We start from the raw sequence: 12,149 nt of genomic DNA, 5'->3' as shown, positions 1-12,149 counted from the left end.
AATCCAACAAAGAAAAATATAAATGCCTTTGCAGGAGGGTGAAAATGGACAGCCATCCATGCTTAAAGTTGTTCGTGAAAATCTCGCAAGAAAGAATGTGCAGCCACTACCTTCCGAAATTCGTTCAGTCTCTTCAGGTGCTTGATGCCGATGCGATATGGAGGAAGGAAGCGGAAAATTTAAATTCCGTGGGCGGGATTGCCCTTCGCATTTGCGAACACGTCAGGAGAATTTCCGCCAAATTTTCCGATCGGGATCACCCCGGATTTGATGAGGGGATCGAAGATTATTTTCCCGATTTATCTCTGTCTCCCGAAGAACTGATCCGAACGGTGGAAAAAACCTTCGATGAATTTCGCTCCGTCACGGAAAAATTCATGGAAAACATGCCTGATGAAATCGATATGCACAGTCTGTATCATTTGGTGGAACATACGGGATATCATTTAGGACAGATTGTTGACCGGGCGAAAAGAATGACAAAAAAATCGTTTAACTTCTGTCAAAACGGGATCAACGAGCGAAATCTTAAAGAACGAATAAATGCCCGGTTATGAAAACCGTCCCGGACAAACGGCTGTACAAGGAAAAAACCGTTCCAAACCGTTCCTTACGTCAGGCAAGGATTTCCGATTACTATTATTGTATCATTCGGAATGCATTTGGGAAATTTTTCTTCAGGACACGCATAAATTGGGCCCGGCAGCACCGGCCGGATAGTAGGAAAAGAAGCAGAAATGGCCCGTCCATTTTGGGGGATGAACGTTCCGCAAATGGAATAGGGCGGAATGAATGAGGTTTAACGCTTTTCGGAATCGTCATGGTTCCCGGATTCTTTAAATATCAGAAGGTGTGAATCAATCATGATCCGTTTTGCAAATGTGTCTTTCGCTTATAAATTCTTTGGCCGCGGTCTGGGGGCGATGGAATCCAACCAGCGGCACATTACCTACCGGTGAAAAACGAGGGATGTATTGGAGCCAGAGGGGCGGCGAAGCCATGGTCAAAATCATCCANGGGATCATGAATCAGACGCTGCGGAGCGCCTATTTGAAAAACAGGCAAAGGATCGTCCGAAAATCGCGGGATGCCAAGAAGATCGTAAAGATGTCCGCATGATTGCATCAGAGAGAACCCGGGCATCGATCGGTGTGCGGCGCGGATCGATATCGGTATACACTTCCAACTCAAGTGCTGTGGGACGTTTGCGAAAGGTCATCAATGAAAATTTACTGAAACTGACGAAAAATGATTCGCAGGAATTGGAAAAAATCGTTGGTTGTTACGCACAAAATGGGGCCCCCGAAATGCCGATCCAATAACCGTCCCGGGAAACTCGGCGCATAACTTTGTTCGTAAAAAACGGTTTATGCAGTTCGACTTTGGTGTATAATGAATGCGGTTATCCAAACTTTTCCAAGGGAGCTGAGAATGATGTCAATCCGTTTGAATCCATATTTGATTTTTGACGGCAATGCGAGGGAAGCCATCCATTTTTACGAGAGAGCGCTGGGCGGGCAAGTGATGGGCATCATGACGTTCGGAGATATGCCGGAGGATCCGGATCATCCGTTGACGGACGACATGAAAGGCCGCGTGATGCATGCGCAATTGAAAGTCGGCGACGCGGATCTCATGTTCTCCGATACGTACCCGGGCATGCCTTATCAGCCGGGCGACACGGTCCAGATTGCCATCCATCCGAAGGACGAGGCAAGGGCGAGAGAAATCTTCGCCGCTTTGGCGGACGGCGGACAAGTCGTCCTGCCCTTGCAGAAGACGGATTGGAGCCCCTTGTACGGGATCGTAAAGGACAAGTTCGGCGTTACCTTCCAAGTGAATGTCCCGGGGGAGCAGCCGCAGGAATAGCTTACAGGTTCCGTTCCCCCAACAAACAGAATCTCCTGTTCGCAGATGGATGCCCGTCCCCTTTTCATCCGCACCTTCGATCATAAAAAATTCCCCTCTCCAAACCTGAACCGTGGCTTCTTCCATTGTCACTGCGTTCCTGTTGGGAGCGGGGAATTTTATTCCGGCGGCAAGATCGGGAAAGCATGGGCATAAAAAGAGCCAAAGTTCATTCACTTTGGCTCTTCGCTTTTTTCAAATGCTTTCGCTCTGGATCGATTAATGCTTCACCAGTCCATGGGGATCGATGACAAATTTTTTGGCTGCTCCCTTATCAAATTCTTCGTAGCCTTTCGGCGCCTCATCCAGCGAAATGACGGTGGCATTGACCGCCTTGGCGATTTGTGCCTTTTCATGCAAAATCAAATTCATCAACCAACGGTGGTAGCGCATGACGGGGGTCTGCCCGGTGACGAAAGTATGGGCTTTTGCCCATCCCAATCCGAAGCGGATTTTCAGGGAGCCGACCTTGGCATCCTCATCAATTCCTCCGGGGTCTCCCGTTACATAGAGCCCGGGAATCCCGAGTTTTCCGCCGACTTGGGTGACTTCCATAATGGAGTTGAGGACCGTGGCGGGCGCTTCTTGGGCGTGATGATGGCCGTGCCCGTGGGCTTCAAAACCGACACAGTCCACAGCCGCATCGACAACCGGCTCGCCGAGAATTTGTTCAATTTGTTCGCCCAGATTATCATGCTTGCTCAAATCGATCGTCTCGCAGCCGAAGCTTCTCGCCTGCGCCAGCCGGTCCGGGTTCAAATCCCCCACGATCACGACCGATGCGCCCAACAGCTGGGCGGAGTGGGCAGCTGCCAATCCCACCGGGCCGGCTCCGGCGATATAAACGGTGGATCCCGGTCTGACCCCCGCGGAGTAAGCGCCGTGAAATCCGGTCGGAAAGATATCGGAAAGCATCGTCAAATCAAGGATCTTTTCCATCGCCAAGTCTTTATCGGGAAACTTCAGCAGTTGAAAATCGGCGTAAGGCACCATGACATACTCGGCTTGCCCCCCGATCCAGCCTCCCATATCCACATAACCGTATGCCCCGCCGGGCCGTTCGGGATTGACATTTAAACAAACGTGGGTTTTCTGTTCTTTGCACATTTGGCAGCGGCCGCAAGCGATATTAAAGGGAACCGAGACCAAATCCCCTTTTTTGATGAATTCCACGTCACGGCCGACCTCAATGACTTCGCCGGTGATTTCGTGGCCGAGCACAAGCCCCGCCGGCGCGGTTGTGCGTCCCCGGACCATATGCTGGTCACTGCCGCAAATATTCGTTGTGACCACCTTGAGGATCACCCCATGTTCACATTTGCGGCCGACATTTTTCGGATGGACGCCCGGCCCGTCCTTCAATACAAGCTCCGGAAAACCGATATCCTGCACTTCAACTTTCCCTTTTCCGACATAAACAACAGCCCTGTTGTCCGCCATTATTTCCCCTCCCTTTAAGCGCTTACATCAATGAATGCTGCGCATCGCTTGTGTCTCGGGAAGAGTATATGCGGCCTTTTCCGGAAATAGAACATGTTCCTTCGGAAAAGCCGGGTGCTTGAGCAAAAACGGGGGGCAAAAAAACCCCGCTTCCAATTCGAAACACCGTGCAAGGGGGGCAGTCGTTCCTTTCAAAACGGAAGTGATGCAAAGTTCTTATGTCCGTTCCTTACAGGCGTACGAAGGGCGTTTTTTCTCTGGCCGTCACCGTGTCCGCTCTTTTTGGCGCGTTCCGGTGATTTTTGGATGAATCGGTCAATGTACACACGAATCTCTTTTGGAAAAAATCCGATGCGAACTGAAAACGCCCCAAGGTTTTCCCTTGGGGCGGGGATGCGGATTTCTATTTCAATGTTTCGATTATCTGATTTTCTTTTAACCATTCTGCAAAAAGCCTGCTCCCGGCTTCATAAGATAAATCCTCCGCATCGACAGTAAAAATCTTATAACCGTATCCTTCGTGAGGCTCATATTTGCCGGATATTTTTTTGACGATTTCGGCATCGTGGCCCATATCAAAAAAGACGACCCACTTGTTTTCATTTTGGATTTTATAGGCGATTGCTTCAAAGTCGGCGCCGTTTTCATAATATCCCAAATGGAGATGTTGAGTTGGATCGAATTTCATCTTTATCCGCTCCTTGTCATTGGTTGCCGGAAGAAGCGGCTTTATATCGGAGATTCATGAAATGCCGATCGGGTCGGCTTCATTTTGTTGCGGTTTCGGATATCTCTTTGCCCGCCGGACTTCAAAAGCGGTCTGGCTCGAAGCCCCTCGTTTTCCGCTTGACCGGCGGAAGGATGTAAAATCCCGGCCGCTGCAGGCGCCGTCCTTCCTCTTGGCTTCAACCGGCTTCCGCTTCTTGAAGGCTATAATTTTTTTCATCAATAAAAAGGATGGAAGAAACTAGCCCCTTCATTCCAAAACGGTCCCGTCTATTCTAGAATATACGAAATTCTTGAGGGCCGGCAATCATAATCATGTCCGCAGCGTCCGCAAAAGGTAACGCAAAAAAAAGACATGGATTTCCATGTCAAGCACTGTGCTTACTTAATCCGTCATCCCCAATGGGGCGGATACTGGGGGACGTATGGGGGCAGTTGGTACGGATGAATGGATTGGAATTGTTGATACGGCTGATTCAAATGGGGATGGGACATATCTTCCTTTGTCTGGCCGCAGTTCTTATATGGGCCGATATATGTGGAGGGTTTGACGGGCGCGATGGCTTGTTTCCATAGATTTTCATCGAGACAATAGGTATGCGCCATGATATTTGCCGGCGTGAAGGTCAAGATGTCGGAGCCTAAAATCACTTCTGGCGTCGGCGCGTCAAAAATCGCCAAAAGATGGGTGTGATCGGCTTCGGCTATTTCATAATGCCACCAAGCCCGGGGGATGTTTGCCACTTGTCCGGGTGTAATCGAAAAATTGAGAATTTGTTTGGTAAATGGGTTCAAGAGCGATACGGTTGCGGCGCCGGAGATGCAATAGACGAGCTCGGCCGCATTCGGGTGATAGTGCGGTTCCACGACATTGCCGGCGCTCAGGAAAATATCCAGCAGAGACACATTTTCCAGGGTATTTAACTGCTGAATGCCCAATACGTTAATATAATTTTTATGATCTTTTTTGAACAGGGGACTTTTATTGACGTCGAAAGTAAATTGCGCTTGGGAAGCTGATGAATCGGGATATGAAGCCATAAATTTTTTTCACCTCTAGTAAAATAAAGTCTTTAGGCATTTTATGCACTGGCCAATCGTTCGGTGTGCACCGTTATGAAAAATGAATGAATACATTCCCGAAAACAGGAAAATAAAAGCGCACGAATCAAAATCGTGTTTCTATGAGGGAGTGTGGGTTGACTCCAATCGTTAGGACAACGTTTTTTGTCGTCTCTATCCAATTGTTGTAAGGATAAAAAACACGTTACGATAAGTTGACGTACTGAAAAACATAGATAGCTGTTGAGATATTATGAATTTATCATTTTTGTTTAGATCAAGATGCAACTGAACATGGAATGGTGGTGGATAAATTCACAAAAAAATTAATCTTTCGAATCCCTTGTTGAAAGGCCCAAATAAAATGCTATAATTTATGGAAAAGTTAATGGGTGCGATTGTGTCTGAAACAAAATTTATAGAACTCCGAAAGAAACTGTTTCGGTTTGGGATTGAAATTAATCAAACATCCGGTCTTGCGAGCGGCCTTTTTCCTTTCGGACTGACCGGACCATGCGAAAAACGGTTAAGATCTTCAGCAAAAGCTGAAAAATGGGCCTGCCGCCCCTCTTCATACAAGAAAAAAGAGGATCTGCGTTTTGATATTAGATCCTCTTTTCCCTTTTTATTTCTCTACAGCGGCCTTTGGTTCGACGGCCGTTTTTTTCACGTACAGCGTCACGCCGATGATGATGGCGACCAGCAGCAGCTGGGGCACGACCGTTTCAAGCGTCGGATAGAAACCGATCGATTCGATGTAGGGGACATTCGGCAAGGAATGGATCGGAACGGTTTTTCCCACCTGCATGGCGTGAATGCTGACGCCGAGCATCTTGAATGACAGGACATAAATGAGCAGAGTCGCCGCCTTAAAGAACGGGCGGATCGGAACCGCCGCACTGAAGCGGATGATGACAAACCCGAGGATCCCTAGGACCGCCACGGCGATCGCGATCCCCAAAATCAATTGGCTCATTTCGATCGACGGGGCCATTCCGGCATAGAAAATGATCGTTTCGGCCCCCTCGCGGAAAATTGAGAGAAAACTCAAGAAAGCCATGGAAAATAAACTTCCTTTAGCCAGCGCTTGTCCGAGATGGTCTTTAAGATACCGGTTCCAGTGGGCGATATTGGACTTTTTGTGGAGCCAGGCGCCGACCGTGAGCATCATCGCGACGGCGGTGATGCCGACGATCCCCTCGATGGATTCGCGGCTTCCGGCGACGGTTAGTTTTGAGAAAAATACGTTCATGACAATGGCCAGAACGGCGCTGGCGGCGATGCCGCAGATAACGCCGGCCCAAATCCATCTTTGCTTGTCGGCATGATTCGTCTTCTTCAGAAATGAAAGCAAACCGGCGATGATTAACAGCGCTTCGAACCCTTCCCGCAGCAAAATGAGCATCGCATCGACATAGGTATAGCCGGTCTTGGCCGCCAGCTGCCGGAGGGCGTCATGCAGTTCGCTGATCGTCCTTTGCACTTTTTCCGTGTCTTTCTTGTCCGATTGCAAGGAACCGATCGCGGATGGGATTTCGTTTTCCACGCGGTTGTAAAGGGAGTGGTCCCTCGTCCGGACTTCCCCTTCAACCGCCGGCCAGATGAACAATATCTTGTTCAAATGTTCCGCCGCCCCGGACGGGTCGTCGTTTTTCAGCGCCTGCACGCTTTTTTCCAACAGATCGGTCACATCGCGTAATGTGTAGTCATTTTCGGCGGATTTTTCCGCCTTTTTCCCGCTTAAAAAATTTTCGACGGAAGCGGAAAGGTCCTCCAGGCTTTTTAAGGCCTTCTCCCGGTCCGGCGGCGTTTGCGTCAGGGAAATTCTTAACAAAGCGAGCTGTGTTTCGATTTCGCCGTACGAAACGACGTTTTCGGCGCGGACGATGTTCTCATGGACCGTCCAAGCGGAAAGCAATTGCTGATATTTCGTGGCCGCCTGTTCCTGCTGGCCGTTTCGAATCATCTGTTTCATTTCATCAATAAGCGGAAACAGCTGTTTCAGTTTTTCTTTTTCCTTTTGCGTATCAGCCGGATTTTGTTCCTTTTCGTAGGAAGCGAGGGCCTTTGACAGCGCCGACAAGGCTTCGCCGATTTCTGCCGGATCTTTTTCAGGCTTTTCCAGGGCGTCTTTCGCCTTTTTCAAGATTTTATCGACTTCGGCGGTTTTTTTGCTGTCCGCGGCTTTTTCTTCGTCCCATTGTGCGGAGAATTGTTCCAAATTGGCCTGCACGGCGCCCCAGTTTTCTTCCTTCGTTTCCATGATGGCATCGCCAATCTTGACATATAAGTCATCAACGTTCACCGCGGCGATGGCCCGGTTCGAAAAAAGTCCAATCGACAAAAAAATGGCGAAGGCGATCAGGCCGAATTTTTTATCCATCCGTTTCAACTCCTATTGAAAGCGAAGAGGCTTATGAAAATTACGTTTTCCCGGCATGTGGAATATAATAGGACATCCTGCAACGGGCCGGTTTGTTATGAAAACAGGCTTTCCCCGATATATCCTCCCTTTTTTGCTCCTGGAAAGCAGGCGAATACGGCGCTTCCCCGATGGACGATATATTCGTTCAAATGGTCCGTCTGTGCAAGCCGTGTTTGGATGGGGATGAATTGTTCGGATATGCTGCGCTGAAAGCAGATGAACAGTAACCCGGCATCAAAAGTTCCGGTTTTTGGATCAATCCCGTCCGTATAGGAATAGGAACGGCGCAAAATCTTTTCTTTTCCGTCGCCGCGGGCGACGCGCACGTGGGCGGTTATGGGGATATAGTATTCGCCGTTTGCGTCCTTCTTTTCGAAATCCGGCGGATCGAATTCGTGTTTCTGCCCAAGGTACGCGCCCGAATCCCGGTATCTGCCGATCGTATTTTCCTGCTCCTTCAAGGAAGTCCGGTCCCAAACTTCGATGAACATTTGAATCCGTCTTACGACCAAAAATGTTCCGTCGACGAGCCAATCGGCCCCGTCGCCGGGCTGCACCCAAAGGTATTTGTTCAGTTCGGCCGGATCGTTCACATCCGGGTTCACGGTTCCGTCTTTGAAGCCAAATAAATTTCGCGGCGTTTCATTTTTTGAACCCGCCTGTTTCGTCCGCTGGAAGCCGGCCTGGGCCCAGCGGATTACGGCTTTGCCGCGGGCGATTCTCGCCAAATTTCTTACGGCGTGAAAGGCGACTTGAAAATCATCCGCACAGGCCTGAACGCAAAGATCTCCGCCGGTCCATCGCTCTTCCAGCGAATCAAGCGGGAATTTCGGCAGTTCTTTCAGTTCGGCCGGCTGTTTTTTTCGCAGCCCGAACCGGTCCTTGCCGTTTTTTGTAAAAAGCGTCGGCCCGACGCCGAAGGTCAGCGTCAGATTCGCCGGAGAAAGCCCCAAAACTTCCCCCGTATCATGCGGCGGAAGGAATTTATTATCGGATTCATCGCCGACCGGTCTGCCTTCGGTCATCGCAGCGGCGGCTTCCGTCCAGTCTTGAAAAAGCCGAATCAGGTCCTTCCGATTTTCAGCCGTCACGTCAAAGGAGGCGAAATAAATATGGTTCTGGGGGCGGGTCGTTATGCCGGCCTGATGTTTCCCGTAAAAGGGGATGATGGCATCGGTTTTTTCTTTTTTTTGGATGTCCGGCAGCACGTCAGCGAGGGCGAATGCGCCGCCGACTCCTGCCGCGCCGAGCAAGATCCCGACTCCCCCGATGCCTGCCGCCTTCAAAACATCCCGCCTGGATACCTGTTTCTTCATGATGGATGTGAATTCTTGTTTGTCCGGTTCAGCCATCGCTTAGCCCTCCAGCACAATCCCCAATTTGGAAAGCGGTTCTGCCAATTCATTGATCGCCTGGCTCAACTCTTTGACTTGTTCTTTGCTTAGTTCAGTGTAGGAAATATACCCTTCCCCTTTTTTGTACTTGTTCAGCAATCCGTAAACGGCGTCAAAGCGCTGTTCAATTTCCTTGGCGAGGGCCTCGTCTTTTTCCTTGAGCGCAGGGCTCAGCAGTTCATAAATTTTTTCGGCGCCCTGAACATTGGCGACAAAATCATATAGATCGGTATGCGAATAACGGTCTTCTTCCCCGGTCACTTTTGATGTGGAGACTTCATTTAAAAGGTCAACCGCGCCGGTGATCAAAAGATCCGGTGTCACCTCAACGGTTTCCACCTTCGCCCGCAAAAGCTTTGCGTCTTTGATCAGCTGCTCCGCATATTTTTCATAGCCCTTGGTCGTGTTTTCCACCCACAGCCCTTTTTCGATCCGGTGATAACCGCGCCATTCGGAATCGGGGACATCGCCTTCGCGGGCGTCAATCTTCGGATCCAGATCCGCAAACGCCTCGGCGATCGGTTCGGAGCGCTCGTAATGCATGCGGGCGGGGGCGTAAAGCTCTTTCGCTCTTTCCACATCCCCGGCAATCACCGCATTGGCGAATTCTTCAGTTTTCTTCACAAATTCTTCGATCTCGGCGGTCGCGTACTCGCGGTAATCTGCCGTTACTTGGCTTAAATCGGCTTGGCCGCTTTCTTGCGCCGGCTCCTTTTTATTCGGTTCCGTTGAACTTTTATCCGTATTCGAACAGCCAAACAGCAGGCCGCTTGCCAAAAGCAACAGGACAGGCCATTTATAGCGTCTCATGGGAACAACACCTCTATAAATAATGATTTTCATTCTCAATTATATTTGGTATAAAAAGCGTCTTCAAGAGTTTTTTCCTATAATTACTAGAAATAAAGAAAAAAACGATCCCGCAGGATTCACCGGTTTGTTAAAATCGCAAGTCCCTGATGAATGGGGAGCAGCAATCAGTGATTCAAAAGAAGTCCTTCGCTGCGATGAACCCTTGGCCGGCTCTTCAAAAAATGAAAAAAAACGATTGATCCCTCCACGGCCGAAAGAATTTCGTATAGACTAAAGGATAGAATCGTCTTGGATCGGAATCCAGGACTGACGTCGCCGAAATGGGGGAAAAATCCGCCGCGGAAGCTGGTGCCCGAAAGGGTAAGGGGCTTTTATGGACGACAAATGATTGATCGGCCAATGGCCGTCCCCATGTCACTGCCCGGTCCCGTTGCCGCGGCATCGTTCCCGGTTTTCGCCCGTTCGTCGGCAAACCCATGGGCCGATGGCAGGTCATGGCCGTCCTTTGCCGAAAAAGAGACGGTAGGGTTGACATTTTAAACTGTAACCATTATTATTACAGTTTGGGGGAGTTCATAATGAATAGCGATTTTTCCGTTGCCGTTCACTGCGTTGCGTTTCTCGCCGAAAAGCGGAACCAGCGGGTGACCAGCGAAGACATTGCCCAAAGCGTTTCGGTCCATCCGGCACGGTTGAGAAAAATTTTGAGCATATTGCGAAAGGAAAATTTGATCGCCTCGAAAGAAGGGGCGAAAGGCGGATTCACCTTAAGCGATCCGCCCGAGCGGATTACGCTGGATAAAATCTTTAAGATCACCAGTGAAGAAACGCTTGTGCCGAAATGTCCGGACTCCAATGAGAATTGTCCGATCGGCAGAAACCTGTCCAATATCCTCATCCGCGTTTGCCATAATGCGGAACAACATTTTTTAAACTATTTAAAAGGCGTGACGATCCAAGATATCATCGATGAAATCAACCGCAGCGAGGGTTCCGTTTGACGGACATCCCCTCCTTCGGGGTTCGTTGTGCCTGTCCATTTTTTTTGCGCATAACTGTAACAAAAAACATTTCAGTTTAAAGGGGGAATCCGTATGATGAAAAAGCGGGTTGTCGTCGGAATGTCCGGCGGCGTCGATTCCTCCGTGGCCGCATACCTGCTGAAGCAAGAAGGATATGAAGTGATCGGCGTCTTTATGAAAAATTGGGACGATGCCAATGACGACGGGGTATGTACGGCCACGGAAGATTTCGAAGACGTGAAGCGGGTCGCCAATCAACTCGGGATCCCTTACTATAGCGTGAACTTTGAAAAAGAATATTGGGACCGGGTATTTACCTACTTTATGGATGAACTGAAGCGGGGGCGGACCCCCAATCCGGACGTATTATGCAATACCGAAATCAAGTTTAAAGCCTTTGTCGATTACGCCCTTTCGCTGGACGCCGATTATATCGCGACGGGCCATTATGCCAGAATCAGCAGGGAGAACGGCCAAATCACCCTGTTGCGCGGAAAAGACCGGAACAAGGATCAGACCTATTTTCTCGCCCAATTGACGGAAAAGCATTTGGCGAGAGTCCTCTTTCCCCTCGGCGGTCTGACGAAGGATGAAGTGCGGAAGATCGCCCGAGAATTGGGCCTCGTGACCGCCAATAAAAAAGACAGTACGGGAATCTGCTTTATCGGGGAAAGGAATTTTAAAAGGTTTTTGAAGAATTTTTTGCCGGCACAGCCCGGCGAAATCCGTTCGCTGGACGGAGAAGTGCTGGGTACCCACGACGGGCTGATGTACTACACGATCGGCCAACGGAAGGGGCTTGGAATCGGCGGGAAAGGTACGGGCGAACCTTGGTATGTCGTCGATAAAGATTTGGAAAACAACGTGTTGCTTGTCGCCCAAGGGAAAAATCACCCCGCCCTGTTTTCCGCGGGCCTTATCGCATCTGATGTCAGCTTCATTAACGGGGATCTTCGCCCGCGTACATTTGCCTGCGCGGCCAAATTCAGATACCGTCAGGAAGATCAAAGGGTAACCGTCCATGTCCGTCCGGATGGGACGGCCCTTGTGGAATTCGAAAAACCGGTAAAGGCCGTCACTCCCGGACAAGTCGCGGTATTTTATGACGGTGAAGTTTGCCTTGGCAGCGCGGTGATTGACGAAGTGATCAAAATGGATGTTTCAACGGTTCCTGCCGCATCATGAAGCGGGACGGGCGGCCGTGCAGCCGCTCTTTAGGCGAGCGGGAAACCGGCCGCGGTTTTGGGGAATGAAATTCAATTTTTCCATGAGAAAACCTTGGGGATTTTTTCGCCGGTCAAACAACCGGCCATTTTGGAAGTCATCTCCCGACAGGAAATGGGAAAAAATAAAATGAGG

The 12,149-nt window shown here is 49.8% G+C and carries 10 protein-coding genes and 1 pseudogene; 5 read left to right on the top strand and 6 right to left on the bottom strand.

What is annotated here, in order from left to right; genetic code table 11:
* Positions 1-44: 44 nt before the first annotated feature.
* The 3 genes and pseudogenes from A3EQ_RS0117845 to A3EQ_RS0117825 all read left to right on the top strand — a co-directional run bounded on the left by A3EQ_RS0117845 (position 45) and on the right by A3EQ_RS0117825 (position 1,869).
* Positions 45-557, top strand: a complete 513-nt coding sequence (locus A3EQ_RS0117845; protein WP_020156523.1) for a hypothetical protein — start codon at positions 45-47, stop codon at positions 555-557.
* A 351-nt stretch (positions 558-908) separates the two neighbouring features.
* Positions 909-1,113 (top strand): annotated as a pseudogene (locus tag A3EQ_RS23025) (ISLre2 family transposase); the annotation flags it as partial.
* A 321-nt stretch (positions 1,114-1,434) separates the two neighbouring features.
* A complete protein-coding gene (locus A3EQ_RS0117825) occupies positions 1,435-1,869 on the top strand; it encodes a VOC family protein (RefSeq protein WP_026500065.1) in 435 nt (144 codons plus the stop codon).
* Positions 1,870-2,127: 258 nt separating this feature from the next.
* On the opposite strand, the gene fdhA is transcribed toward A3EQ_RS0117825, so the two are convergent.
* From fdhA to efeO, 6 genes are all read right to left on the bottom strand, one after another.
* Positions 2,128-3,348, bottom strand: a complete 1,221-nt coding sequence (fdhA, locus tag A3EQ_RS0117820; RefSeq protein WP_020156518.1) for a formaldehyde dehydrogenase, glutathione-independent — start codon at positions 3,346-3,348, stop codon at positions 2,128-2,130.
* 403 nt (positions 3,349-3,751) lie between these two features.
* Positions 3,752-4,036, bottom strand: coding sequence for a DUF3986 family protein (locus tag A3EQ_RS0117810; RefSeq protein ID WP_020156516.1), 285 nt, complete (start codon positions 4,034-4,036; stop codon positions 3,752-3,754).
* 431 nt (positions 4,037-4,467) lie between these two features.
* Positions 4,468-5,115, bottom strand: coding sequence for a cupin domain-containing protein (locus tag A3EQ_RS0117800; RefSeq protein WP_020156514.1), 648 nt, complete (start codon positions 5,113-5,115; stop codon positions 4,468-4,470).
* A 646-nt stretch (positions 5,116-5,761) separates the two neighbouring features.
* On the bottom strand, positions 5,762-7,519 hold the full coding sequence (locus A3EQ_RS0117795; RefSeq protein WP_020156513.1) for an FTR1 family iron permease: 1,758 nt from the start codon (positions 7,517-7,519) through the stop codon (positions 5,762-5,764).
* 95 nt (positions 7,520-7,614) lie between these two features.
* Positions 7,615-8,913, bottom strand: a complete 1,299-nt coding sequence (gene efeB, locus A3EQ_RS0117790; RefSeq protein ID WP_020156512.1) for an iron uptake transporter deferrochelatase/peroxidase subunit — start codon at positions 8,911-8,913, stop codon at positions 7,615-7,617.
* Positions 8,914-8,916: 3 nt separating this feature from the next.
* Positions 8,917-9,765, bottom strand: coding sequence for an iron uptake system protein EfeO (gene efeO, locus A3EQ_RS0117785; RefSeq protein WP_020156511.1), 849 nt, complete (start codon positions 9,763-9,765; stop codon positions 8,917-8,919).
* A gap of 581 nt (positions 9,766-10,346) precedes the next feature.
* Here efeO and A3EQ_RS0117780 point away from each other — a divergent pair.
* Together A3EQ_RS0117780 and mnmA are read left to right on the top strand one after the other, a co-directional pair.
* Positions 10,347-10,769: an RrF2 family transcriptional regulator gene (locus tag A3EQ_RS0117780; protein ID WP_020156510.1), complete on the top strand. Its 423-nt coding sequence runs from the start codon at positions 10,347-10,349 to the stop codon at positions 10,767-10,769.
* A gap of 93 nt (positions 10,770-10,862) precedes the next feature.
* Entirely contained in the window at positions 10,863-11,975 is a 1,113-nt protein-coding gene (gene mnmA, locus A3EQ_RS0117775) for a tRNA 2-thiouridine(34) synthase MnmA (RefSeq protein WP_020156509.1), read from the top strand.
* The last annotated feature ends 174 nt before the right edge of the window (positions 11,976-12,149 follow it).

It is taken from the genome of Caldibacillus debilis DSM 16016 (assembly GCF_000383875.1).
GTDB classification, from domain to species: Bacteria; Bacillota; Bacilli; order Bacillales; family Caldibacillaceae; genus Caldibacillus; species Caldibacillus debilis.
Note: the sequence above shows the minus strand (reverse complement) of the source record. Positions and strands in the feature narration are given on the sequence as shown.

Bases quoted from the DNA above. Each gene is read 5' to 3' on its own strand.
- A3EQ_RS0117845 (WP_020156523.1), top strand. From the start codon at position 45: ATGGACAGCCATCCATGCTTAAAGTTGTTCGTGAAAATCTCGCAAGAA.
- A3EQ_RS0117825 (WP_026500065.1), top strand. From the start codon at position 1,435: ATGTCAATCCGTTTGAATCCATATTTGATTTTTGACGGCAATGCGAGG.
- fdhA (WP_020156518.1), bottom strand. From the start codon at position 3,348: ATGGCGGACAACAGGGCTGTTGTTTATGTCGGAAAAGGGAAAGTTGAA.
- A3EQ_RS0117810 (WP_020156516.1), bottom strand. From the start codon at position 4,036: ATGAAATTCGATCCAACTCAACATCTCCATTTGGGATATTATGAAAAC.
- A3EQ_RS0117800 (WP_020156514.1), bottom strand. From the start codon at position 5,115: ATGGCTTCATATCCCGATTCATCAGCTTCCCAAGCGCAATTTACTTTC.
- A3EQ_RS0117795 (WP_020156513.1), bottom strand. From the start codon at position 7,519: ATGGATAAAAAATTCGGCCTGATCGCCTTCGCCATTTTTTTGTCGATT.
- efeB (WP_020156512.1), bottom strand. From the start codon at position 8,913: ATGGCTGAACCGGACAAACAAGAATTCACATCCATCATGAAGAAACAG.
- efeO (WP_020156511.1), bottom strand. From the start codon at position 9,765: ATGAGACGCTATAAATGGCCTGTCCTGTTGCTTTTGGCAAGCGGCCTG.
- A3EQ_RS0117780 (WP_020156510.1), top strand. From the start codon at position 10,347: ATGAATAGCGATTTTTCCGTTGCCGTTCACTGCGTTGCGTTTCTCGCC.
- mnmA (WP_020156509.1), top strand. From the start codon at position 10,863: ATGATGAAAAAGCGGGTTGTCGTCGGAATGTCCGGCGGCGTCGATTCC.